A 23,228-nucleotide genomic window follows, 5' to 3' on the forward strand; every position below is an offset into this window, starting at 1 on the left:
GTAGTGCACGAGCCCCGGCGGGCGGCGGTGCGAAGCCTCATCGTGGGCTGCAACCGATCCGTCGTCACAGGTGGTGGTCCTCGTGCCCCTCGGCCCGTCCTTCGATCCTTCCTTGCGTCCGTCCTCCCGTCCTCCCGTCGAACCGTCCTCTTCTCGGTCTGCTGTTCCGCCCTCCGCGCCCTGCCCTCCGCTCCCGCTCGGCGCCGACGCGCCGCCGACGTGCGAGGTGCCGCACTTCGCTCCCGTTCGCGTCCGCGGCGGACGGTATCCGCTGCGTCGGTTCGTACGACACCGGCGGCGGGCCCTGGCCGCCGGCCTCGCGCTCACCGCCGCGGCGCTCGTGGCCGCCGGCCCGCGTGCACCGGCCGACGCTCACCGGGGCGACCGGGCCCGCGGGCATCCCGTGGCGGACCGGGCGCCGGAGCGCCGGGCCGTGGAGCGGGTGTCCGCGCCCGTGCGGATCGCCGACGCGGCGACGGTTCGGCTGCTGCGTCCCGGCGACCGGGTGGACGTCGTCGCGGCCGGGGAGACGGCGGCGGGCGGTACGGCCGACGTGGTCGCGCGCGGTGCGCTGGTGACCAAGGTGCCCGAGCCGCTGGACGGCGAGATCGACAGCGGGGCGCTGGTCGTGCTGTCGGTTCCGCGTGCCACGGCGGTGCGTCTGGCGGGCGCGAGCGCCACGGCCCGGCTGGCGGTGACGCTGTGCTGAACCGGGTCTTGCGCGCGGTGCGCGGTTGGCTCTCGAGCGGCTCCCCGAAGCCAACGAACTGGACACGGGCGCCTCGCCCTGCCGTAGGTTGCGGAACTGTTTGTTCCACAGGATGCAGGTGTGATGAGGAGAGGCCACGAGGTGAGCGAGAAGAAGGAACCGGGCGTCTGGCAGGGCTTCAAGGCCTTCCTGATGCGCGGGAACGTCGTCGATCTGGCAGTCGCGGTGGTCATCGGCGCCGCCTTCACCAACATCGTCAACTCGGTGGTGAAAGGCGTCATCAACCCGCTGGTCGGAGCGATCGGCACGAAGAACCTCGACAGCTACACGTCGTGCCTCAAAGGACCGTGCGAGGTGGGCGCGGACGGGGCCGTCACCAGCGGGGTGATGATCCTGTGGGGCTCCGTCCTGGGGTCCACGCTGAGCTTCGTGACCACCGCGGCGGTGGTCTACTTCCTGATGGTGCTGCCGATGGCGAAGTACCTGGCCCGCCAGGAGGCCCGCCGCAAGGCGCGGGAGGGCACGCGCGAGGTCATCGAGGTGACCGAGCTGGAGGTGCTCAAGGAGATCCGCGACGCACTGCTCGCGCAGAACGCTCAACGCGGCTCGGGCCACGCCGAACGGTAGCCCAGCGGGCGGCTCACAGGTGGTGGGGCGGCTTCTCGTCGAGGAAACGCCTCAGGTCGTCGGCGGCGCCGCCACCGCCGCCCGGTCGCTCGCCCCACCCACGGTCCGTGTCGTCCGACGACTGCTCGTCCAGCGGGTCGCCGAAGATCAGCGCGGCCTTGGGCTCACGCGGCTCATGTGGCTCGCGCGACTCGCCGGGCTCGTCGGGGGTGGAGGAGGCGCTCATGCCCCCAGGGTACGGGGCGGGTGCCGATGCGGACCGGGACCGCACGGGGCCGCTGCCCGCCCGCGCCGGAGCGGCGCCCGGCCGGCCCGCAGCCGAGGAACCCGCAACCGGCGGGCCCGCGCGCGACGAGCCGGCATACGGCGGGCCCGCGCCCCACGGACCCGCGCCGGACGAGCCCGCGCCGGACAAGCCCGCGCCCGCAGGTCGATACCCCTGGTTGGATCCCGCTTGCGGGGATTTTCCGGCCGGCATCTGCTGTGCTTGGAATCATGACCTCCCGTTCGACTCCGTCGCCCGCCTCGTCCAGCGCGCCGGCCTCACGAAGGCCGGTGCGCCGGCTCACCGCCCGCGGTCGCGAGGAGCCGCACCGCGTCGCCACGCCGCTGGAGCTGTTCTTCGACCTGTGTTTCGTGGTGGCGGTCGCACAGGCGGGACGCCAGCTGGTGCACGCCGTCGCCGAGGCCCATGCCGCCGAGGGCATCCTGAACTACGCGCTGGTGTTCTTCGCCATCTGGTGGGCGTGGATGAACTTCACCTGGTTCGCCTCGGCGTACGACAACGACGACGTTCTCTACCGCGTGGTCACCCTGGTGCAGATCGGTGGCGTCCTGGTGCTCGCCGCCGGGATCCCGCAGGCCTTCGAGGAGAACGACTTCCTGTTCGTCTTCCTCGGCTACGTGGTGATGCGGCTGGCGATGGCCGTGCAGTGGCTGCGGGCCGCGAGAGCGACCGAGGGCGCGGAGCGCACCACGGCGCTGCGGTACGTCGGCGGTGTGCTGCTCTGTCAGATCGGCTGGCTGGGTCTTGTGCTCTTCCCCGGGCCCGCGCGCCTGTGGGTGTATCTGGTGATGGTGGTCGCCGAGCTGTGCGTGCCGCTCTACGCGGAGAAGAACCGGCCGACCACGTGGCATCCGCATCACATCGCCGAGCGGTACGGGCTGTTCACGATCATCGTGCTCGGCGAGACGATCGCCGCGGCCACGGTAGCCGTGAAGTCGGGCGCGGACGAGAACGCCGCCTGGGGCGACCTGCTCCCCATCGCGGCGGGTGGCCTACTGATCGTGTTCTCCGCCTGGTGGATCTACTTCGTGGTGCCGATCCACGGGCGTCTGCGGTCCAACCGGGAGTCCTTCGTGTGGGGTTACGGCCACTACCTGATCTTCTCCTCGGCGGCCGCGATCGGCGCGGGCCTGGAGGTGACGGTCGAGCAGGTGGTCGGCAAGGCGCACATCTCCACGCTGTCCGCGTCCGCCGCGGTGACCCTGCCGACGGCGTTGTTCCTGCTCACGGTGTGGGCGCTGCACGCGCGTCACTTCAAGGTGGGCATCGCCGACCAACTCGTCCTGCCGACGGCGGCGTTGCTGGTGATCTGCTGCACCTTCCTGGGCCACTGGGCGGTCCTCGCGGCCGGCGTCGTGTCGGCGCTGGCGGTGGTGACCGGGGTGACCCTGACGGCACGCCGGACCGCCCAGGAACATGAGGCACGGGCGAGCGGGGCCGCCGTCTGACTCCAGGGGCGTGAGGCACGGGCGGGCGGAACGGCCGCCTGACTCCGGGAGCGTGGGCCGGGGTGAGGATCCGCGGGGCAGGAGACTGGTCCCCATGACAGTTGATGCTCTGACGGATGTGACCGGCCTGCGGGTGGGACACGCGACGCGCACCGGCGACGGCTGGCTCACCGGCACGACGGTCGTCCTCGCTCCCGAGGGCGGGGCCGTCACCGCGGTGGACGTGCGCGGCGGTGGCCCCGGCACCAAGGAGACCGACGCCCTCGATCCACGCAACGTGGTGCAGAAGGCCGAGGCGGTGGTGCTGACCGGGGGCAGCGCGTACGGACTCGACTCCGCGTCCGGTGTGATGGCCTGGTTGGAGGAGCGCCGGCGCGGGGTGCGCGTCGGGCCGGATCCGGCACACGTCGTGCCGGTGGTGCCCGCGGCGTGCGTCTTCGACCTGGGCCGGGGTGGCGACTTCCGAGCCAGGCCGGACGCGGCCCTCGGCCGGGCGGCTGTCGAGGCGGCCGCGGCGAGCGGGATCGGCGCGCCGGTGCGGGAGGGCTGCGTCGGCGCCGGTACGGGGGCCACGGTCGGGCCGATGAAGGGCGGGGTCGGCACCGCGAGCGTCGTGCTCGACTCGGGGATTACGGTGGCCGCGCTGGTGGTGGCCAACGCCGCGGGGTCGGTGACGGATCCGGAGACGGGGGTGCTGTACGGGGAGTTGTTCCAGGGGCGCGTCAGCTACCCGGATGCGCACGTGCACGAGGCGGCGCGCACGCGGCTCGCCGAGAGCGCGGCGAGGAACGCGCCGCCTCCGCTGAACACCACCCTCGCGGTCGTCGCGACGGACGCGGACCTGTCGAAGGCGCAGGCGCAGAAGCTGGCGGGGACGGCGCACGACGGCATCGCGCGCGCGGTGCGGCCGGTGCATCTGCTGCACGACGGCGACACGGTCTTCGCGCTGGCGACCGGGGCACGCGCGCTCGACGCCACGCAGCCGCTGGCGCTGAACGAGATCCTGGCGGCCGGCGCGGACGTGGTGACCCGCGCGATCGTGCGGGCGGTACGAGCGGCCGAACCGGTGGAGGGGAACAGGGAGGGAGGGGGAGGGGGGTGGCCCTCCTACACGGAGCTGTACGGCGGGAGTTGACAGCCCGGCGCCGCCCCGGCGCCGCTCCGTCGAGCGCAGTGATTGTCGCGGTTCTGTCACGTGATGGCGTTCCCGGCGAGCGGAGGGAACCCGGCCGGTGCCCGGTTCCCTCTTTCTCCCCACACCGGAACGGATCACCCACATCACACGAACAGGGAGCAGCCCATGACAACGCCGGACATACCAACGAGGCGCACGTCAGCGGCCTGCGCCGCCCTGCTGGTCGGCGCGTTGGCCCTGACCGCCTGCACGGGAAGCGCCCGGGCCGGTAACGACGACAAGGGAAGCCGCGGCAGCGGCGGCGGGGCGAGGACCTCGGCGGCACGGATCGTCATCTCGGCCGGGGACGGCTCGACCGGCGCGTCGATCAACACGACCGGTGTGAAGGTCAGCGGCGGGAAGCTGACCGAGGTGAGGATGACGGTGGCCGGGACGGGGCAGGCCGTGGCGGGCGCCGTCTCCGCGGACGGGCGGAGCTGGAAGCCGAAGGAGCAGCTGGAGCGGGGGACGAAGTACGAGATAGCGGCGCGGGCGAAGGACGCGAACGGCACGACCACCGCCGCCGAGTCGACGTTCACCACCGTCACGCCCGAGGACAGCTTCATCGGGACCTACACGCCGGACGACGGGACGACGGTCGGGGTCGGCATGCCGGTGTCGTTCACGTTCGACAAGGCGATCAGCGACAAGAAGGCCGTGCAGTCGCACATCACGGTCACGTCGAGCAGCGGACAGCAGGTGGTCGGGCACTGGTTCGGGTCGCAGCGGCTCGACTTCCGGCCCGAGGACTACTGGAAGGCCGGCTCCAAGGTCACGATGAAGATCGACCTGGACGGGGTGGAGGGCGCGAACGGCGTCTACGGGGTGCAGAAGAAGACGGTCACCTTCACGATCGGCCGCTCGCAGGTCTCCACGGTGGACGCCGGTACGCAGACGATGACGGTCGAGCGCGACGGCCGGACCGTCCGGACGATCCCGATCTCGGCGGGCAGCCCCGAGTTCACCACGTACAACGGGCGGATGGTGATCAGCGAGAAGCTGGCGGAGACGCGGATGGACAGCCGCACGGTCGACCTCGCCGACGCGTACAACATCCCCGACGTGCCGCACGCGATGCGGCTGACCACGTCCGGCACGTTCATCCACGGCAACTACTGGTACAAGAGGGCCGATCCGCCCTTCGGCCGCTACGGCAGCAGCCACGGCTGCGTCGGACTGCAGGACGTGCAGGGCGGGCAGGGGGACACCCCGGCCAAGTGGTTCTACGACAACTCCCTCGTCGGGGACGTCGTGATCGTGAAGAACTCCGCCGACTCCACGGTGGCGCCGGACAACGGGCTCAACGGCTGGAACATGGCGTGGAGCGAGTGGACGGCCGGGAGCTCGGGGAGCACCGGCTGACCGAGGCGTGCCGGGAGAGAGATCCGTACGACGGCCGTCCGACCAGCGATTTTTGACGGACCATCGGGTCGCCTGGGAACTTCTCGCGCGGCCCGGCCGTTTTCCCGGCGTACGTTTTCTCGGTTCCCGGACATGATGTCCGACCGAGGGGCTACGGTATGCACCCACAAGGTGACATGCAGCAACGCCGGGAGAAACCTTGAGCGTTCCGTACGAGACGGCAGCGTACGAACCACCCGATTCGCCCGAGTCTCCGGAGGAGCACCTCGCGCGACTGCTCGGGCGCGCTCTGAACTCGTTCGAGCTGCCCGACGAGACCATAAGGCTGCTCGACAGCGCGCTGGCGCACGACAGTTCGCTGCACTCCGCACACCACAGCGCCGGCCTGCACCAGGAGACGCACCGGCACACCTGGCTGCTCGCCGACGGCTCGGCGCTCACCCTCTGGGAACTCGTCCACAACACCACGCCGGGCGGGGCTCCGCAGCACGAGGTGTACGTCGACTCGGAGGAGTTGCGCGCGGCGGGCGCCCGGCTCCCGCTGCCGCCGGAGGCGCCGGACTTCGAACTGCCGGTGCCGGTGGAGCTGCCGTCGGTCCTCACGCCGCGGCACACGTACGTTCCGGACGACTCGGCGGATCACGCCCGCCGACTGCTGCGCCGGGCGGAGAACGGGGACCGGCCGGGCGCGGAGACGGCCTCGCTGCTCGCCACGGCGTGCGCCCACCAGATCACCCAGGCCTTCGGGCGGCCGTGCCGCGCGGGCCGTGTCGCGCTGGGCTTCTCGCTCTACGAGCACGCGTTCCTGCTGTGCGACGGGCAGGAGGTCTCACTGTGGGAGGTCGAGCACACGGCCACACCGGACGGCCGGCACATGTGCGAGGTCTACACGACGGAGGACGCGGCCCGGGAGGCGATGGAGCGCAGGGCGGCCCACCTGTCCTGAAGGGTCCGGGGCAGCCGCGTGGGTTGTCGCTAGGGGTGCGGGGCAGCGCACCGGGTGTCGCGAGGGGTGCAGCACAGCCGCGCCGGTCGTCCTGAGAGGGCCGAGACGGCACGCCCCGCCCATGCGCGCACGGTACGGTCCGGGACCCCGACCGGTCCCGGACCGTACTGCCGTTCCGCGGCCGGTCAGGCCGCCGCCACCGGCTGCTTCGCCTCCGTCGCCACCCTCACCGACTCGGGCTCCTGTGCCCCGGGGGCCGATGTGCGCAGGCCCTTGAGGAGGATGACCAGGCCCGCCGTGACCGCCGTACCGGCCGCGATGGCCAGCAGGTACAGCAGCGGCTTGCCGATCAGGAAGGTGACCCAGATGCCTCCGTGCGGGGCGCGCAGGGTCGAGCCGAATGCCATGGTCAGGGCGCCGGTGACCGCGCCGCCCGCCATGGACGCGGGGATGACGCGCAGCGGGTCGGCGGCGGCGAAGGGGATCGCGCCCTCGGAGATGAAGGAGGCGCCGAGGACCCAGGCGGCCTTGCCGTTCTCGCGCTCGGCGTCGGTGAACAACTTCCTGCGGACGGTGGTCGCCAGTGCCATGCCCAGCGGCGGGACCATGCCGGCGGCCATCACGGCGGCCATGATCTTCATCGCGGAGTCGCTGGGCGCGGCGACGGAGATGCCCGCGGTGGCGAAGGTGTAGGCCACCTTGTTGACCGGGCCGCCGAGGTCGAAGCACATCATCAGGCCGAGCAGCACGCCCAGCAGGATGGCGTTGGCGCCGGACAGGCCGTTCAGCCAGTCGGTGAGGGCGTTCTGCGCCTCGGCGATGGGCTTGCCGATGACCACGAACATCAGGAAGCCGACGACCGCGGAGGAGATCAGCGGGATCACCACCACGGGCATGATGCCGCGCAGCGGGGCCGGGATGGTGACGCGCTGGATGCCGAGGACGACGCCGCCGGCGATCAGACCGGCGACCAGACCGCCGAGGAAGCCCGCGCCGATCGTCACGGATATCGCGCCGCCGACGAAGCCGGGCACGAGGCCGGGACGGTCGGCCATGCCGTAGGCGATGTATCCGGCGAGGACCGGGACGAGGAAGCCGAAGGCCGCGGCGCCGATCTGGAACAGCAGGGCGCCCCAGCTGTCCATCTGGCCCCAGTCGAAGTGCTCGGTGACGGACTTGGCCTCGTTGATCTGGTAGCCGCCGATCGCGAAGCCGAGGGCGATGAGCAGACCGCCCGCGGCGACGAACGGGACCATGTAGCTCACGCCGGACATCAGCCACTTGCGCAGCTTGGTGCCGTAGCCCTCGCCGGGTTCACCGGCGCGTTCGACGGGGGTTCCGCCGGGCTTCGCGGCCGCGGTGGCCTCGCCGCGCTCGGCCTTGCCCCGGACCTCGGCGATCAGCTCGGCGGGCCGGTTGATGGCCGCCTTCACGCCCGTGTCGACGGTCGGCTTCCCGGCGAAGCGGTCCTTCTCCCGTACGGCGACGTCGTGGGCGAAGATCACGCCGTCCGCGGCGGCGATGACCGCCGGGTCGAGCCGGGTGAAGCCGGCCGAGCCCTGCGTCTCGACGACGACCTCGACACCGGCCTCGCGGCCCGCGTTCTCCAGGGACTCGGCCGCCATGTAGGTGTGAGCGATGCCGGTGGGGCAGGAGGTGACGGCGACGACACGGAAGGGGCGCGCACCATCACCACGCGCGCCCTGGGAAGAGCCGGGCGCCTCGGCAGACTCTCGTACCTCCGAGGCTTCGAAGGCTTCCGGGGATCCCGGGGCCTCGCCGGATGCCCAGGCGCCCGAAGTGTCCGGCGCCGCCGAAGAAGCCGAGACACCATCAGTGCCGCCAGAGCCACCACCGCCACCACCGGTTTCACCCGTGGCGACGCCAGGGGAGGCCGCCCCCGACGCCGCCACGGAGCCTGCAGAGCCCGCGGCACCCGCCGAACCCGCGGCACCGACCGCCTCGGCCGCCCCCGCCTCACCGGCGACGACCGTCCCCGGAGTCTCGTCCCCGCGGATGAGCGCCGCCGCGGCCCCCGCGTCCCCCACCGCCCGGAGCGCGTCGGTGAACTCGGCGTTCATCAAATGCCGGGCCAGCGACGACAGGATCGTCAGGTGGGCGTCGTCGGCGCCGGCCGGCGCGGCGATCAGGAAGACCAGGTCGGCGGGGCCGTCCGCCGCGCCGAAGTCGATGCCGGCCGCGCTGCGCCCGAAGGCGAGCGTCGGCTCGGTGACGTGCTCGCTGCGGCAGTGCGGGATGCCGATGCCGCCGTCGAGGCCGGTCGGCATCTGCGCCTCGCGGGCGGCCACGTCGGCGAGGAAACCCTCCAGGTCGGTCACCCGGCCCAGGGCCACCATGCGCTCGGCGAGGGCCCGCGCCGCCGCTTCCTTGGTGTCGGCGGACAGGTCGAGATCGACCAGGTCCGCGGTGATCATGTCGCTCATCGCGGGCTCCTTAGCACGCGTATCGCCCGGGAGGTGGGGTGGGCGGGGAAGGGGACGGGGGTGCTGTGGGGGGTGGTGGCAGCCGCGACGAGTAACGGGGAGCCCCGCCGCGCACCGGCCGATTCAGGAAATGCGGAACGTGGCGCCGTACGCCCGCTCATGACACCGGCTCCTTCAGCTCGCGGTCGACCGGCACGTCCGAGGTGACCGTGACCGCCGCCGGGTCCAGGTCGTCCGGCGTCGGCATCACGCTGCCGGGCAGGCGGACGGCGGCCGCGCCGTGGGCGATGGCGGAGGCGAGGGCCTTGGGGCCGTAGCCGCCGGCGATCAGGAAGCCGGCGAGGGAGGAGTCACCGGCGCCCACGTTGGAGCGCACGACGTCCACGCGCGCGGTGCCGAACCAGATGCCCGCGCTGTCCACGAGCAGCTGCCCGTCGGCGCCCAGACTCGCCAGCACGGCGCGTGCGCCCCGCTCGCGCAACTCCTCGGCCGCCTTCAGCGCGTCGCCCACCGTGGCCAGGGGCCGCCCGACCGCCTCGGAGAGCTCCTCGGCGTTGGGCTTCACCACGTCGGGCCGCTCCCGCAACGCCTCCAGCAGCGCACGCCCCGAGGTGTCCAGCGCGATCCTTGCGCCCCCGGCGTGCGCCCGCGCGACCAGCTCGGCGTACCAGGAGGGGGCGAGCCCGCGCGGCAGGCTGCCGCAGCACGCGATCCAGTCGGTGTCCCGCGCCTCGGCGCGCACCGTCTGAAAGAGCAGCTCCTGCTCCTGGGCCGACAGCTCCGGCCCCGGCGCGTTGATCTTTGTCAGGACGCCGTCCGCCTCCGCGAGCGCGATGTTCGAACGGGTGGCGCCCGCGATCGGGACCGGCGCGACCTTGATGCCCTGTGCGTCGAGCAGGTCGGCGACGAGCGCCCCCGGCGCACCTCCCAGAGGCAGTACGGCCACCGTGCGCCGGCCGGCGGCCGCGACGGCGCGCGAGACGTTGACGCCCTTGCCGCCGGGGTCCATGCGCTCGCCGCCGGCGCGGATGACCCCGCCGCGCTCCAGGGAGGGGACCTCGTAGGTGCGGTCGAGGGACGGGTTGGGGGTGACGGTGAGGATCATGCGCGTACCACTTCCGTGCCGCCGCGCTCGATGGCGGCGGCGTCGTCGGGGCTCAGCCCGCTGTCGGTGATCAGCAGGTCCACGTCGCTCAGATCGCCGAAGCGGGCGAAGTGCTCCTGGCCGTGCTTGAGGGAGTCGGCGAGCAGCACCACGCGGCGGGCGGCGGCCACCGCCGCGCGCTTGACCGCGGCCTCGGCGAGGTCGGGGGTGGTCAGTCCGTGGTCGGCGGAGAAGCCGTTGGCCGCCACGAAGAGGACGTCCGCCCGGATCTCGCCGTAGGCCCGCAGCGCCCAGGCGTCCACGGCGGCGCGCGTGCGGTGCCGTACGCGCCCCCCGACGAGATGGAGCTGGATGCCCGGGTGGTCGGCGAGGCGGGCCGCGATGGGCAGGCTGTGCGTGACGACGGTGAGCGTGGCCTCCAGCGGGATGGCGGCGGCCAGCCGGGCCACCGTCGTGCCGGCGTCGAGGATCATCGTGCCCTCGGTGGGCAGCTCGGCGAGGGCCGCCTTGGCGATGCGGTCCTTCTCGTCGGCCGCCGTGGACTCGCGCTCGGCGAGGTCCGGCTCGAAGTCGAGGCGGCCGACCGGGATGGCGCCGCCGTGCACCCGGCGGACGAGACCGGCCCGGTCCAGGGCCTTCAGGTCGCGGCGGATCGTCTCGGCCGTGACCTGGAACTCCTCGGCCAGCGACAGCACGTCCACCCGGCCGCCGTCACGGGCGATACGGAGGATCTCCTGCTGCCGCTCCGGTGCGTACATGCCCACTCGCCTCCGACTGTGCCCGAACGTGTGGTTTCTCCTCGCAGACTACGCGCGCATTTCCATAAAGTAAACACGCTCGGGCACAGCCAGACACAAACGGGCATCAGTGGTCTGTCGGCCCTCTGCCTGCACGAACCCGCACACCGGGCCCGCCGAACCCCTGACGCACTGTCATGGTGTCCGTATCCTGAACAGCGGGACACAGCTTCTCGGGGGGGTGTTGTGGACAGGGACGACCGGAAGCGCCGCGCGCGGTGGGACCACGATCTGCAGACGCGCATGGTCGAAGCGCTCCTCGGGTCACCCCTGGTGGCCGACCAGCGATCACGAGCCCTTCTCGTCGAACTGATCGGCGACGGCTTGGGGCGCCGCCCCGTCCTGCGGGAACAGCCCACCGCCCAGGTACAGGTGGTGGAAATCGTCCGCTACTGCCTCGCCACCCGGGGTGGACCGTCGGCGCTGTCGTCCGCCGTGCGCCTGTTGGAGGGGGACAGCCACACCGCCTCGACCGTCGCCCGCCTCGTGCGTGAGTGGACGAGCCTGCGGGGCGGTGAGCATCAGCAGGCCGCGACGGCGCTGCCCGACGCCGCGCCCCCGGGTCGACGCCGGGATTTCCTCCTCTCCTACTCCCCCGTCGGTCGCGACTGGGCCAACTGGATCTCCTGGCACCTGGAGGCAGCCGGATTCACCGTGCTGGCCCAGGAGCGGGCTTCCTCGCCGGACCGCATCGCGCGGGACGCGCTGGAGAGGGGACTGAGCGAGTGCGATCGGATCCTCGCCGTACTGTCCCCGGCTCACACGCCGTCCCCGGGCGGGGGCCGGGAGCGGCCGACAGCGCGGGACGAAAGCTCGCTGGGCGTGGCCCACCGGCTGATACCCGTCAGGGTGACCCCGCTCACGCGGTACGACCCACCGGCCGGAACGGTGTGGATAGACCTGGTGGACTCGGGCCCCGAGGAGGCTCGCAGACGCCTGCTGGACGGCATCGGGGGTGTCCGCACCGCCCCGGCCGAGCCGCTCACGCCTCCTCGGTTCCCCGGCTGAGCGCGGCCGCGTTGACGACTGGGAGCCGCGGTGCGAGCGCCGGGTCGGCGTCGGCCATACGCGAGCGGATCCGTGCCGACACCCTTTCCCTGCTGCTGGCCATGCGCACCCTTGAGGACCGTCAGGCCAGGGCGCTGTTGGTGGAGCTGGTCGGTGAGGCGGTGGGCCGACGGGTGGTGGTGAGGGAGCAGACCACCGCACAGCTGCAGTTCCTGGAGCTGGTCCGGTTCTGTGCGGCGCAGGAGGACGGGCTGGTGGGCCTGGCGCGCACGCTGCCGATGCTGGAGCAGGACTGCCCCGAGGCTCTGGTCATGCGGCAGCTGGCCGACGAATGGGCCGCCGTGCAGTCGCTCACCGGGCTGTCCGAGGTCACCGACTCGTGGCAGTTCCTCTGCGAGTCCCTCGGGACGTTGCCGGTGTCGTCCGCGATGCGGGTGGCGCTGGTCCGGGCGGCCACGGACGCCAGGCTGTCCGCGCCGCCACCGCACGCCGAGACCCCCTGGCACGACTTCCTGCATCTGGCGGGCCACAACGCGGCCCCCGGCGGGCTGCCTCCCTGGATGCTCTACCTCGACCGGAGCACGGCACACATGGATCCCCGCACCGCCGTCGAAGTACTGGCCCGCAACAGGCAGTGGGCCCGCACGTGCGACCTGGCCGTGCGTCTGGACCAGGAGCGGGCCCGTCCCCTGCCGGCGCCGATCCCGGCCCGGCGCCACCAGGAGTACCTGGCCATTCACATCACACCCGACCCGCTGGAGAGCGGCTTCTACACACTGGCGCACGCCTTCATGTCCGACGCGCGCGGCCTGGGCTGGGAGCACGGCGACGCACCGGTCAGGGTGCCGGAGGAGGGATTGCAGCCTGCGGTCGGCTCGATCATCCGGCAGATCGAGCGGACCGGCGGTGACCGATCCGCGCAGCTGTGGCTGGAGTTCGTCCTCCCCTTCGAGTTGCTCAACCTGCCCGTGCACTGGTGGCCCAGAGACACCAGTGAGGTGCCGCACGTACCGCTCACGGTGGACTACCCGATCGTCGTCCGCAGCCTTGACAGGCTGCAGAACAGTGCCTGGCACCGGTTCTGGCGCCACCGCTGGGAGCAGTTGGGGGTCGGCGAGCATGCGTCCAAGTCGGTGTTCATGAATGTTCCCCGCACCAACGGCCGGCATCTGCGCGGCCTGGAGGCCAGGCTCAGCGACAACGAGCATCTCGTGGCCCTGGTGCTGAGCGAGCCGCCGCTGCGTGACCGGGAGGACGGGCGGCGGGAGCTGCAGGCGGCCTTGCGCAGCGGTCTGCCCGTGGTGATCTGGCACGGCGCGGGCAACTCCACAGCGGAGTTCCGGGCCGCGCTCAGCACGCTGCTCGACGAAGGGCTGCAGCGGTTCCCCGCGAGGGTCGCCGCGTTCCGGCGTCAGGCGGCCATCGACGCCGACGACGGGGACGCGACGCACCTGGGCCGGCACCTCATGGTCCTGTGGGACGACCCCGACCGGAAACCCGTGCATCCGGAGGTGGGGTGACCACGACCCACGCCCCTTCGCGACCGCCCCGGGCCCCCGTCCGCCCACCGCATCCGTGAACCAACGACCGAGGGGACGCTTCATGCCTGCGAGCACCGAGCCGTGGGACATCTACCGAGGCACCGGCCGCCCCGGCACCCGCGAGGAGTGGCCCGAGCCACCGGCATGGCGCAGGTACGGGGGCGGTCCTGATCTGCCGGCTCCGCCGTCCGAGGACTTCGACGCCTCCGTCCTGCTCGGCGACCCTGAGCGGCCGCTGCCACCCGTGCCGGAGGAGGTGGACCGGGTCAACGCGGCACTGCGTCTGCGTCGTCCGCTGCTCGTCAGCGGCGAGCCCGGCACCGGCAAGTCGTCGCTTGCGTACCGCATCAGCCGCGAACTGGGCCTCGGTCGTGTGCTGCGCTGGCAGATCACCAGCCTGAGCACCCTCCAGGAGGGGCTGTACGGCGGTGACGGCCGGCTCGGGCCGCTCGGCACCGCCTTCCTGCCCCACCGCAGACCCCGGGTGCTGCTGATCGACCACCTGGACCAGGCGGAGATCGCGCTGCCGGAGGACTTGTGCTCGGTGCTGTCGGCCGGCGGCTTCTCCCTGCGCGGTGCGCCGCCGGACCGTGAGATGCGGGTGGCGGCGGACGACGACCCGGCCACCCCCCTCACGCTGCCCGGCCCAGTGGTGCGCTGCCACGCCTTTCCGGTCGTGGTGATCACGACCTCGGGGGCCCGGGACCTGCCGTACGCCCTCGTACGTCGCTGTGTCGGCCTGCGGATGCCCCGGCCCTCGCCCGAGCTGCTCCGCGCCGTCGCCGCGGCCCGCTTCCCGGCGGACGGACCCGGCGCGCCCGCCGCTGACATGATCGACGCTTTTCTCGACCGGGCCGCCCGCGACGAGGGATCCCTCGTGGAACGGTTCCTGGACGCTCTGCACCTGGCCGTCGGCGGAGCCCTGGAGGCCGTCACGGCTCAAGGGCGAAGCTGGCAGGAGGCCGTCGACACCGTGTGGCAGTGGACCGCGGCGGAGGAACCGTGACGCGGCGCCGTCGGGCAGCGTCGTCCGCGGGAGAAGGGCACCCAGGTGGCGAGCGGCGGTTCCCTGCCGCCCTTCCTGACGGCCTACCCGACGCCGTGGCACGGACCGGCCGCAGACTTGGCCGGGGCAAGGGGGTCACAGGGGCCGTCGACGTGGCGGTGGTGACCGACTCGGGGCCGACCATGGAGATCTGGCACGAGACGGTCCAGGCGTTCGCCGCGGAGCTGCATCGGTCCCGCACGTTCGGACGGATCACGACCCACCGGCTGCCGGACGGCCCTGGCGCCGGCCCGGCCACGCTGGCGCGGCGCGGCGCCGACCGCCGACTCACACTGCTCCTCACCGACGGGGCCGGGCCACACTGGCGCACGCACGGGGTGGAACCGATGCTGCGCCGGTGGGGTCAGGCCGGACCGGTGGCGTTGATCCACCTGCTGCCGCACACGGTGTGGCCCGCGACGGGGCTGCGCCACTGGCAGGTGCTGCTGCGTTCCCCCTCCCCCATGGCGGCCGGCCATCGGCTGCGGTGGCGCGCGCGAGGGCTGGGCCCTGACGCGGGCGGACTGCCGCGCGGCAATGGCCCCGCCGTACCGATTCCGGTGCTCGAGCTGGCGCCTCGCTGGCTGGACGCCTGGTCAGGCCTGCTGGGCGGAACGCGACCGTCCTGGATGCCCCTCACGGTGATGTTTCCCCGGGCGTGGGCACCCCCCGGCTCCCCGGCCGACCCGCCGCCCGGGGACGCCGCGGAGCTGGTGGCGCGCTTTCGTTCCGCGGCGCCGGCCAACGTCTTCCGGCTGGCCACCATGCTCGCCGTGCTCCCGCTCAGCGGACCGCTGATCAGGCAGGTCCAGGCCGGTCTGCTTCCGGACAGTTCACTCGCCGACTTCGCCCAACTACTGGTGCACGACGTGATCCGGACGGCGGACGGCCCGTCTGCCCCCTTCGACTTCCCGACCGGCGTACGCGAGGAGCTGCTGGCGGCCGGACGGCGCACCGACCTGGTCCGGGTAGTCGAGCTGGTGGGGGATCGCAGGCGAGCCGACGGGGAACACTTGTGGCGACTGCCCCGGTTGCTGCACGGAGCGTCCATGCCCGAACTTCCCCCCGTCGACGAGGAGTCCGGGCCGTGGCTCATGGCGGAGAGCGCCGTGCTCCATGCCCTGTCCGGTCCCTTCCTGAGGCCGGCCAGGGAGACGGACGCGGCCGTCGAGGAGTTCCGGGATCACAGGCTGCGTACCCAGCAACAGAGCACCACCGCACCCGCGTCACCCAGCCATACCGTCGTCCGGGCGTCCGACGACGTCGACAGCCCGATGTCCCATGGGGAGAGGAGGCCGGTGATGCCGCATCAGGCCCCGGCGAGCACGGTGGGCGGCGAACGAGCGAACCCCACGCCCACGGTCTGGGGAAACATACCTCCCCGGAACCCCAACTTCACCGGCCGGGAGGCGCTCCTCGACGAGCTGCACCAGCGACTGCTGCTGGAGAAGGCCACCGCCGTGCTTCCCCACGCGCTGCACGGCATGGGCGGAGTGGGAAAGAGCCTCCTGGCGGTCGAATACCTCTACCGCCGGATGACCGAGTACGACGTCATCTGGTGGATACCCGCCGAACGCACCGCCCAGATCTCCATGTCACTGGTGGAACTGGCCCCACGGCTGGGCCTGCAGCCCGGCTCCGACGCATCCTCGACGGTCGCCGCGGTCCTGGAGTCGCTGCGCATCGGAGTGCCGTACGCCAACTGGCTGTTGGTGTTCGACAACGCCGAGAGCCCCGAAGCGGTCCGGCCCTTCTTTCCGGTCGGCGGACCGGGCAACGTCCTCGTCACCTCCCGCAATCCTCAGTGGGCCTCCATCGCGCGGCCGCTGGAAGTCGACGTCTTCATGCGGGAGGAGAGCAAACAGCTGTTACAGGTGCGCGGGCCCGGGATCAGCGACGAGGACGCCGACCGGCTCGCCGAGGCGCTCGGCGACCTGCCGCTCGCCATCGAGCAGGCGGCGGCCTGGCACGCCGAGACCGGCATGCCGGTGGACGAGTACCTGCGGCTGCTCGAGGAGAAGCGCGTCGACCTGCTGCGCGGGACCGCGCCCCTGGGCGCCCGGCATCCGGTCATCGCGGCCTGGAACATCTCCCTGGACCAGTTGGAGGCGAAAAGTCCGGCCGCCTACCAACTGCTGCAGGTGTGCTCCTTCTGCGCCCCCGAGCCCATCTCGCGGGGCCTGTTCGCGCGCATGCAGCGTGGCTCCATCGCCCCGGAGCTCGACGCCGCGCTGGAGGACCCCATCCGGCTCGGACAGGTCATCCGCGAGATAGGGCGCTACTCACTGGCCCGGTTCAACCACCGCACCAACTCGCTGCAGATGCACCGTCTGGTGCAGACCGCCCTGCAGTTCCGGATGACGGAGGAGGACCGGACCGTCATGCGGCGCGGCGCCCACCTGCTGCTGGCGGCGAGCGACCCCAACGACCCCAAGGACGTGATGCGCTGGGAGCGCTACGGCGCCCTCTATCCGCACGTGGTCGTCTCCGAAGCCGTCCTGTCCGACGAGCACTGGGTGCGCCAACTGGTGATCAACGAGATCATCTATCTGCAGCGCTGGGGCGACTACGACTCCTGCCTCGAACTCGCCCGCACGGCCCACGAGACCTGGACGCGCCGACTGGGCGAGGAGCACCTGCAGACCCTGGCGGCGGCCCGCTGGCTGGGATTCCTGCTGTTCAACATGGGCCGCTACAAGGAGGCCGCCGAACTCAACGCGTCGACGCTGGAGGCCTACCGCAGGTCGGTGGGCCCCGATCACCAGGACACTCTGGACGCCCTCGGCAACGTCGCGATAGACCACCGGGTGCGCGGCGCCTTCACGGAAGCCCTCGAACTGTCCGAGTCCGTGCACGAGAGGTACAGCCGGCTCATCGGCCCGGAGGACCCGGACACCCTGCGGGCCGCCCACAACCTCGGTGTGAGCCTACGGCTGGTCGGCGACTTCCACCGTGCTCTGACGTTGGACCAGGAGACCTGGCACAACCGTACCCAGACGTTCGGCCTGGACCATGTCGACTCCCTGCGCACCTGGCTCGGGGTGATCCTCGACATCCGCGGGCTCGGCGACTACCGCACCGCGCTGAGGTACCACCAGGAGATCACCGAGCAGGCCACGACGCTGCTCGGTGGCGGCAATCCGTTCACCATGTCCTGCCGCCGCCACCTCGCGGTCGGTCTGCGCAAGGCCGGTCTGAACGAGCAGGCCGCGGCCACGGCCGAGCAGGCGGCGGCCGATCTGGTGCGCCGCTACGGCGACCAGAACCCCGAATCCATGGCCGCCACCCTGGAACTGACCGCCAATCTGCGGCACCGAGGCGATTTGGCGGAGGCCCTGCGGCTGGGCGTCGGGATCTGCCGACGGTACGAGGACACCTACGGCAAGTACCACCCGCACGCCCTCTCCGCGGCCATGAGCCTTGCCATCACCCACCGGCTGCTCGGCAACGCGGCCGACGCGCAGTACATCAACAGCGAGGCGCTGGAGGCGTTCACAGCGGCACTCGGCGAGCACCATCCGTCGACGCTGGGGTGCCGCGTCAACCTCGCCGGGGATCACTGCGCCGCGGGCGATCTGACCCGCGCGCTCGATCTCGACACCGAGACACTGCCCCGGTGCCGGGAGGTGCTCGGCGCCGATCATCCCGTCACCCTCGCCGGCGCGGCGAACCTGGCGATGGACCTGCGCGCGGTGGGCCGCGTCGAGGAGGCACAGGCCCTGCACACGGACACCTGCGACCGACTGCGCCGCAGGCTGGGCGAGAGCCATCCGGTGGTCGCCCAGGTGGCCGACGGGGAACAGCGGGTGGACTGCGACATCGATCCGATGCCGCTGTGACCGGTTCCCCACCCCTCCGGCCGGCCGGTCCTACCCTGCCAGCCAGGCGGCCAGCGCCACCGGATCCGGCGGGGCGGGCAGCGAGCGGCTGACGGCCAGGGCGAGTTCGGGGCGGTGCGTCAGGAGCTCCCCCGCGGCACGCTCACCGCAATCGGTCAGCGCCAGTCCCAGCCCCGCCCAGGCGGTGGGCCTGGCCGTGAGGCCGGTGAGCTCCCGTGTGTACAGCTCGACGGCGGACCGTGGGTCGCCGGCCACCAGGGCGACCTCGGCAGGAGCGGCCCCTGGGATCCGGCTCCCCGGGTTCCCGTGCCGACGCAGGGCGTCGAACTCGCCGGGTGCGACGAGGCTGAGCCGCGCGAGCAGCGCCACGACGTCGAGCCGGCACGCCTGCGGGTCGGGACCCAGCACCGGCTCCCGGCGCGTCGCCGCGTCGGATCGCCGCCCCGCGGACCAGGCGTCCATCAGCTCGGCCACGTGCTCCCGGGGTGGGGTCATGTGGTGGGCGCGCCAGGCGGCGCGGTGGTGCCGCGCGGCGAGGCGGGCAAGCCGCAGTTCGCGTGTTCCGACCGGTTCGCCGTGCCAGGCCGACGTCTGCTCCCGCAGTGCTCGCACCAGCGCGTGCCCGAGGGGGGTGAGCGCCGGGTGGTCGTGCAGCGTCTTCAGCGCGGCGCTCACGGCACCACGCCAGAGCGCGAACTCGAACCCCGCGAGGCCCTCCGTCCCGCGTGTACGCCAGAAGTGCGCGACTCCTGAGAACGCGTACGCGCCGTGCACGAGTCCGCCGAGCGGGCGTGGGTCGTCGCGCCAGGGAGCGTGGAAGAGCTCACCGCACTCCTCGAACAGCGGGGCGAGGAAGATCAGGCCGTTCAACAGTGAGTGACGGAACTCGTGGACGACGGACGCGCCGAGCTGAGCGGGCAGGACCGCCTCGTCCTCGTCCGGTTCGGACAGCACCACGCACCCGAATGCCTCACTCGACGAAGCCGTCCGCGGGCGCAACCGCTGGCCACGCGGCAGCGGGACCACGGACCGCAAACCGGTGGCCAGGGCCCGAGCGCCGGCGGGATGGTCGTCCACGAGGATCCGCCAGGCGCTCGTGAACCACCGCTGCCAGGCGGCGAACCCGGTCGCGGAGAGCCGGTCGGCCACCGGGAGTGCGGCCACCGGGGAGTAGGGCCCCAGGTCGTCGAGCGTGATCGCGAGAGTGACTCCCGCGTGCTCGGCGCGCAGGGTGCGCAGCCCCTCCCAGCCGGGCGCGTCGGTGTCCGCCTTTGCGGGCAGCCGCACTTCGGTCCCGCCCGCCTCGATGCGAGTGACACCGTCACGGCGGCGCACCTGGGCGACGTTCCAGCCGCGGCCCACGGTCGCCCGGCCGAGGCCCGGCAGGTACACCCGTCCGTCCCGCACTGGCACGCTGGTCTCGAAGTCGGCTCCCGCGACGATGAGGACCGCGGCCGCCAACTGGTCCAGGAAGCCCAGTTCCACCCGCAGGGGGGGCTCCCCCGCCCGGCTGCCGGAGTCGGTCCGGGACAGTCTGCGCAACAAGGCCGCCGCCCACACACCCACCTGCGGGTCGAGGAGCACCGCGCGGAACGCCGCCGGGTCGGTCTTCTCCGCGGTTTCGAGCAGATGCCAGGACTCGGCCAACCGGGCGTCGCCGTCCGGGTGCCCGGTCCCGGCACCCAGAATCATCCGTAGCAGCAGCAGGCGCCGGCTCGTCTCCGCATCCGACAGGAAGGCCACCGCGCGTTCGTCCTCGGTGACGGAGTTCAAGGCTCGCAGCACGGGGGCGGAGAGTTGGTGGAGGCGCATCGGGCCGGCGGTTCCTCGTTCCGAGGTTGGTTACGTGCGGTGCACCTGTGGCGGATGACCGGTATCGGCCCTAACTGCCGTCACTGCCCCCGATGGTGGAGATGGGGCGGTCGACTCCGCGGCGCAGACGCTCGGCGGACGGCTCGAGGGCAGCGTCATCGAGAGCCGCGAGCTCCGTCAGCGAGAGTCCCGACAACGTGGGCAGCCAGGGTCGCACCGCCTCGAGGGCCGCCGCTGCACGCTGGTCGTCGTGTCCGCCTGATGACATGGCGTCACGCTATCAAGGGAAAGCCCCGTGGCGGCGTCACGCTAACAAGGGAAAGCCCCGCGGCGGCGTCACGCTACCAAGGGAAAGCCCCGCGACGGGAGCGGCTCGGTCGGGCCCACAGCCCCGTCCCGGGCGGCGGGCCCTCGACACGCGTGTCAGACCAGGGCCGGCTCGGTGTCGGCCGGCGCTGAGTGAGCCGACGCGCCGCCTCCTTCGAACTGCTGCGCGGCCCGCCTCGGCAGCGCGAACATCAGCAGGAAGATCACCACCAGCACCGCGGCGACCCACCCCACCGCGTACTGGAAGCCGTCCACGAACGCCGGTCCCGGCCGGCCGGACTGCGCCAGACGGTCGTCGACCACACCGAAGAACACCACGGACACCAGCCCGAGGCCGAGCGCGTTGCCCATCTGCTGCACGGTGCTGATCAGCCCGGACGCCGAACCGGCGTGCTCGCGCGGCACCTCGGAGAGGATCGCGTCGGTCAGCGGGGCGACGATCAGCCCCATGCCGGCGCCCGTCACGACCAGCGGCAGCGCCATCTGCCAGGAGGCGATCCCGAGGCCGTACCGCTCGGACTCCCCGACGTAGAGGGCCAGCCCCGCCGCCATCACCAGCGCGCCCGCCTGCAGCACGCCCCGCCCGAAGCGCGGCACCAGCTTCTGCACCGACACCCCGGCCGCCACCGACACCGCGATCGAGAACGGCACCCCGGTCAGGCCGGCCCGCAGCGCGCTCCAGCCCAGCCCCATCTGCATGTACAGCGTCCACACCAGGAAGAAGACGCCGAGCGCGATCCCGAAGACCGTCTGCACGGCGATGCCCGCGGCGAAGCTCTTGACCCTGAACAGCGACAGCTCGATCAGCGGGGAACCGTCACGCGCCGCCTTGCGCCGCTCGTACGCCACCAGCGCCGCGAACACGACGAGCGCGCCGCCCATCGAGACGTACCCCCACAGCGGCCAGCCCAGCTCGCGGCCGCGGGTCAGCGGGTACAGCAGCATGAGCAGACCCAGCGTCACCAGGACGACGCCGACGAGGTCCAGCTTCAGGGCGTAGGGCACCCTGGACTCGGTGATGAAACGGCGGCCCAGGATCAGGCCGGCGACGCCGACCGGGAGGTTGATCAGGAAGATCGGGCGCCATGCGAGGCCGAAGAGGTCCCACTCGGTCAGCAGGGCGCCGAGCAGCGGACCGGAGACCGCGCCGAGACCGACGACCGCGCCGAACAGTCCGAAGACCTTGCCGCGTTCGTGCGCCGGGAAGGTCGCGTGCACGATCGCCAGGACCTGCGGCACCATCAGCGCCGCCATCGCGCCCTGCAGGATGCGGGAGGCCACCAGCATCTCCGGGTTCGCGGCGAGGCCGCACAGCGCGGACGCGAGCGTGAATCCGCCGATGCCGACGAGGAAGACGCGCTTGCGGCCGTGGATGTCGCCGAGGCGGCCGCCGGTGATCAGGCCCGCGGCGAAGGCGAGCGCGTAACCGGCGGTGATCCACTGGATCTGGCTGAAGGAGGCGCCCTCGTCGCGCTGGATCGACGGGATCGCGATGTTCACGATCGTGACGTCGACGAGGTCCATGAAGGCGGCGGTCATCACGATAGCCAGCGCGAACCAGCGACGGCGGTCCGGTATGGCCGGGGACGGAGAGGTCTCGGTGGAGGTCATGCGTGCACGCTAGGACCGCATTAGGTCAGTTCATGTCCTATTGCTGCGGCATGCTCGAACGCATGACGACGGACACTCCGGCTCGGCTCCTTCAGCTGCTCTCCCTCCTCCAGACGCCCCGCGAATGGCCCGGCGGCGAGCTCGCCGACCGGCTCGGGGTCTCCCGGCGCACGGTGCGGCGCGACATCGACCGGCTGCGTGAGCTGGGCTATCCCGTGCAGGCGACCAAGGGCGCGGACGGCGGCTACCGGCTCGTCGCGGGCAAGGCGATGCCGCCGCTCGTCCTCGACGACGAGGAGGCGGTGGCGATCGCGGTGGGCCTGCGCGCCGGCGCCGGGCACGCGGTGGAGGGCGTGGACGAGGCGTCCGTACGGGCGCTGGCCAAGCTGGAGCAGGTGCTGCCGAGCCGGCTACGGCACCGGGTGGCGACCCTCCAGACCGCGACCACGGCGCTGACCAGCGGCGACGGGCCGACCATCGCACCCGAGACGCTGACCGTGATGGCGTCGACGGTGGCCGGCCGGGAGCGGCTGCGGTTCGCGTACCGGGCCGGGGACGGCAGTGAGTCGCGGCGCCTGACCGAGCCGTACCGGCTGGTGTCCACCGGGCGGCGCTGGTACCTCGTCGCGTACGACCTCGGGCGCGAGGACTGGCGCACGTTCCGTGTCGACCGGGTGAGCGAGCCGTTCGCGACCGGCGCGCGGTTCACCCCCCGGGAGTTGCCGACGGGCAGCGCGGCGGAGTACCTGCGGCAGTCGATCCGGCGCCGGCAGGAGACGTACGAGGTAGCCGTCGCCTTCGACGCGCCCGCCGACGTCGTGGCGGCCCAGCTGCGAGGGTGGCTGGGCGCGCCCGAGCCGCTCGACGACCGCCGGTGCCGGCTGCGGGGCAGCACGGCCGACCCGCTGGAGTGGGTGGCGGTGCGGCTGGCGATGGTGGGGTGCGAGTTCTCGGTACACGAGCCGCCGACGCTCGCGGACCGGGCGAGGGACCTGGGAGGACGCCTGAGCCGCGCGGCGGGCTGAGGCCCGGGCTCGCCCTCGCGGCCGGACGGAAGCCGGGAGGACGCCTCAGCCACCCGGCGGACTCAGACCCGCGCTCGACCGGCCGGACGGGAGCCGGGGGGGGGACGCCTCAGCCGCGCGGC

Annotated in this window: 17 protein-coding genes; 11 read left to right on the forward strand and 6 right to left on the reverse strand. The window is 72.5% G+C overall.

The features are described 5' to 3' along the window. Positions 1 to 112 precede the first annotated feature (112 nt). Entirely contained in the window at positions 113 to 709 is a 597-nt protein-coding gene (locus IPT68_RS15705; protein WP_373300744.1) for a CpaB family protein, read from the forward strand. A 141-nt stretch (positions 710 to 850) separates the two neighbouring features. Continuing rightward, a complete protein-coding gene (locus IPT68_RS15710) occupies positions 851 to 1,336 on the forward strand; it encodes a large conductance mechanosensitive channel protein MscL (protein ID WP_189701667.1) in 486 nt (161 codons plus the stop codon). A 13-nt stretch (positions 1,337 to 1,349) separates the two neighbouring features. Here the strand turns inward: IPT68_RS15710 and IPT68_RS15715 are convergent, their stop codons facing one another. Beyond that, positions 1,350 to 1,562: a hypothetical protein gene (locus IPT68_RS15715; protein WP_189701668.1), complete on the reverse strand. Its 213-nt coding sequence runs from the start codon at positions 1,560 to 1,562 to the stop codon at positions 1,350 to 1,352. 269 nt (positions 1,563 to 1,831) lie between these two features. On the opposite strand from IPT68_RS15715, the gene IPT68_RS15720 reads away from it, so the two are divergent. The 4 genes from IPT68_RS15720 to IPT68_RS15735 all read left to right on the forward strand — a co-directional run bounded on the left by IPT68_RS15720 (position 1,832) and on the right by IPT68_RS15735 (position 6,552). After that, positions 1,832 to 3,070, forward strand: a complete 1,239-nt coding sequence (locus IPT68_RS15720; protein ID WP_189701669.1) for a low temperature requirement protein A — start codon at positions 1,832 to 1,834, stop codon at positions 3,068 to 3,070. 94 nt (positions 3,071 to 3,164) lie between these two features. Next, positions 3,165 to 4,205, forward strand: a complete 1,041-nt coding sequence (locus IPT68_RS15725) for a P1 family peptidase (RefSeq protein ID WP_189701670.1) — start codon at positions 3,165 to 3,167, stop codon at positions 4,203 to 4,205. Between the two features lie 165 nt (positions 4,206 to 4,370). Continuing rightward, positions 4,371 to 5,606 carry a L,D-transpeptidase gene (locus IPT68_RS15730; RefSeq protein ID WP_189701671.1) on the forward strand — a complete coding sequence of 412 codons (1,236 nt, stop codon included), beginning with the start codon at positions 4,371 to 4,373 and terminating at the stop codon, positions 5,604 to 5,606. Between the two features lie 199 nt (positions 5,607 to 5,805). After that, the gene (locus IPT68_RS15735; RefSeq protein WP_189701672.1) at positions 5,806 to 6,552 is read left to right on the forward strand and encodes a DUF6227 family protein; all 747 of its coding nucleotides are present in this window, start codon (positions 5,806 to 5,808) and stop codon (positions 6,550 to 6,552) included. Between the two features lie 185 nt (positions 6,553 to 6,737). Here IPT68_RS15735 and IPT68_RS15740 read toward each other — a convergent pair whose 3' ends face one another. From IPT68_RS15740 to IPT68_RS15750, 3 genes are all read right to left on the reverse strand, one after another. Continuing rightward, positions 6,738 to 8,996 (reverse strand): PTS fructose transporter subunit IIABC, encoded by a 2,259-nt coding sequence (locus IPT68_RS15740; RefSeq protein ID WP_189701673.1) that lies wholly within the window; start codon positions 8,994 to 8,996, stop codon positions 6,738 to 6,740. Between the two features lie 157 nt (positions 8,997 to 9,153). Further along, positions 9,154 to 10,101, reverse strand: a complete 948-nt coding sequence (pfkB, locus tag IPT68_RS15745) for a 1-phosphofructokinase (protein ID WP_189701674.1) — start codon at positions 10,099 to 10,101, stop codon at positions 9,154 to 9,156. Next, complete coding sequence (locus tag IPT68_RS15750) at positions 10,098 to 10,859, reverse strand: DeoR/GlpR family DNA-binding transcription regulator (protein WP_189701675.1); 762 nt, start codon at positions 10,857 to 10,859, stop codon at positions 10,098 to 10,100. The genes pfkB and IPT68_RS15750 overlap by 4 nt, the downstream gene beginning before the upstream one ends. Before the next feature lie 282 nt (positions 10,860 to 11,141). On the opposite strand from IPT68_RS15750, the gene IPT68_RS15755 reads away from it, so the two are divergent. The 4 genes from IPT68_RS15755 to fxsT all read left to right on the forward strand — a co-directional run bounded on the left by IPT68_RS15755 (position 11,142) and on the right by fxsT (position 18,331). Then, complete coding sequence (locus IPT68_RS15755) at positions 11,142 to 11,906, forward strand: toll/interleukin-1 receptor domain-containing protein (protein WP_189701676.1); 765 nt, start codon at positions 11,142 to 11,144, stop codon at positions 11,904 to 11,906. Positions 11,907 to 11,917: 11 nt separating this feature from the next. Next, positions 11,918 to 13,426, forward strand: coding sequence for a VMAP-C domain-containing protein (locus IPT68_RS15760; protein ID WP_189701677.1), 1,509 nt, complete (start codon positions 11,918 to 11,920; stop codon positions 13,424 to 13,426). Positions 13,427 to 13,508: 82 nt separating this feature from the next. Continuing rightward, positions 13,509 to 14,453, forward strand: coding sequence for an AAA family ATPase (locus tag IPT68_RS15765; protein ID WP_189701678.1), 945 nt, complete (start codon positions 13,509 to 13,511; stop codon positions 14,451 to 14,453). A 152-nt stretch (positions 14,454 to 14,605) separates the two neighbouring features. Further along, positions 14,606 to 18,331: an FxSxx-COOH system tetratricopeptide repeat protein gene (gene fxsT / locus IPT68_RS15770; protein ID WP_228040489.1), complete on the forward strand. Its 3,726-nt coding sequence runs from the start codon at positions 14,606 to 14,608 to the stop codon at positions 18,329 to 18,331. A gap of 30 nt (positions 18,332 to 18,361) precedes the next feature. Here the strand turns inward: fxsT and IPT68_RS15775 are convergent, their stop codons facing one another. Together IPT68_RS15775 and IPT68_RS15780 are read right to left on the reverse strand one after the other, a co-directional pair. Next, positions 18,362 to 20,116, reverse strand: a complete 1,755-nt coding sequence (locus tag IPT68_RS15775) for an HEXXH motif domain-containing protein (RefSeq protein ID WP_194074097.1) — start codon at positions 20,114 to 20,116, stop codon at positions 18,362 to 18,364. A gap of 450 nt (positions 20,117 to 20,566) precedes the next feature. After that, the gene (locus IPT68_RS15780) at positions 20,567 to 22,081 is read right to left on the reverse strand and encodes an MFS transporter (RefSeq protein ID WP_189701680.1); all 1,515 of its coding nucleotides are present in this window, start codon (positions 22,079 to 22,081) and stop codon (positions 20,567 to 20,569) included. 62 nt (positions 22,082 to 22,143) lie between these two features. Between IPT68_RS15780 and IPT68_RS15785 the strand changes: the two genes are divergently transcribed. Continuing rightward, the gene (locus tag IPT68_RS15785) at positions 22,144 to 23,106 is read left to right on the forward strand and encodes a helix-turn-helix transcriptional regulator (protein ID WP_189701681.1); all 963 of its coding nucleotides are present in this window, start codon (positions 22,144 to 22,146) and stop codon (positions 23,104 to 23,106) included. Positions 23,107 to 23,228: the final 122 nt, after the last annotated feature.

The organism is Streptomyces chromofuscus, from assembly GCF_015160875.1.
Classification (GTDB): Bacteria; Actinomycetota; Actinomycetes; order Streptomycetales; family Streptomycetaceae; genus Streptomyces; species Streptomyces chromofuscus.

Coding starts and splice junctions, on each gene's coding strand:
- IPT68_RS15715 (WP_189701668.1), bottom strand. CDS start 1,562: ATGAGCGCCTCCTCCACCCCCGACGAGCCCGGCGAGTCGCGCGAGCCA.
- IPT68_RS15720 (WP_189701669.1), top strand. CDS start 1,832: ATGACCTCCCGTTCGACTCCGTCGCCCGCCTCGTCCAGCGCGCCGGCC.
- IPT68_RS15725 (WP_189701670.1), top strand. CDS start 3,165: ATGACAGTTGATGCTCTGACGGATGTGACCGGCCTGCGGGTGGGACAC.
- IPT68_RS15730 (WP_189701671.1), top strand. CDS start 4,371: ATGACAACGCCGGACATACCAACGAGGCGCACGTCAGCGGCCTGCGCC.
- IPT68_RS15740 (WP_189701673.1), bottom strand. CDS start 8,996: ATGAGCGACATGATCACCGCGGACCTGGTCGATCTCGACCTGTCCGCC.
- pfkB (WP_189701674.1), bottom strand. CDS start 10,101: ATGATCCTCACCGTCACCCCCAACCCGTCCCTCGACCGCACCTACGAG.
- IPT68_RS15750 (WP_189701675.1), bottom strand. CDS start 10,859: ATGTACGCACCGGAGCGGCAGCAGGAGATCCTCCGTATCGCCCGTGAC.
- IPT68_RS15755 (WP_189701676.1), top strand. CDS start 11,142: ATGGTCGAAGCGCTCCTCGGGTCACCCCTGGTGGCCGACCAGCGATCA.
- IPT68_RS15765 (WP_189701678.1), top strand. CDS start 13,509: ATGCCTGCGAGCACCGAGCCGTGGGACATCTACCGAGGCACCGGCCGC.
- IPT68_RS15780 (WP_189701680.1), bottom strand. CDS start 22,081: ATGACCTCCACCGAGACCTCTCCGTCCCCGGCCATACCGGACCGCCGT.
- IPT68_RS15785 (WP_189701681.1), top strand. CDS start 22,144: ATGACGACGGACACTCCGGCTCGGCTCCTTCAGCTGCTCTCCCTCCTC.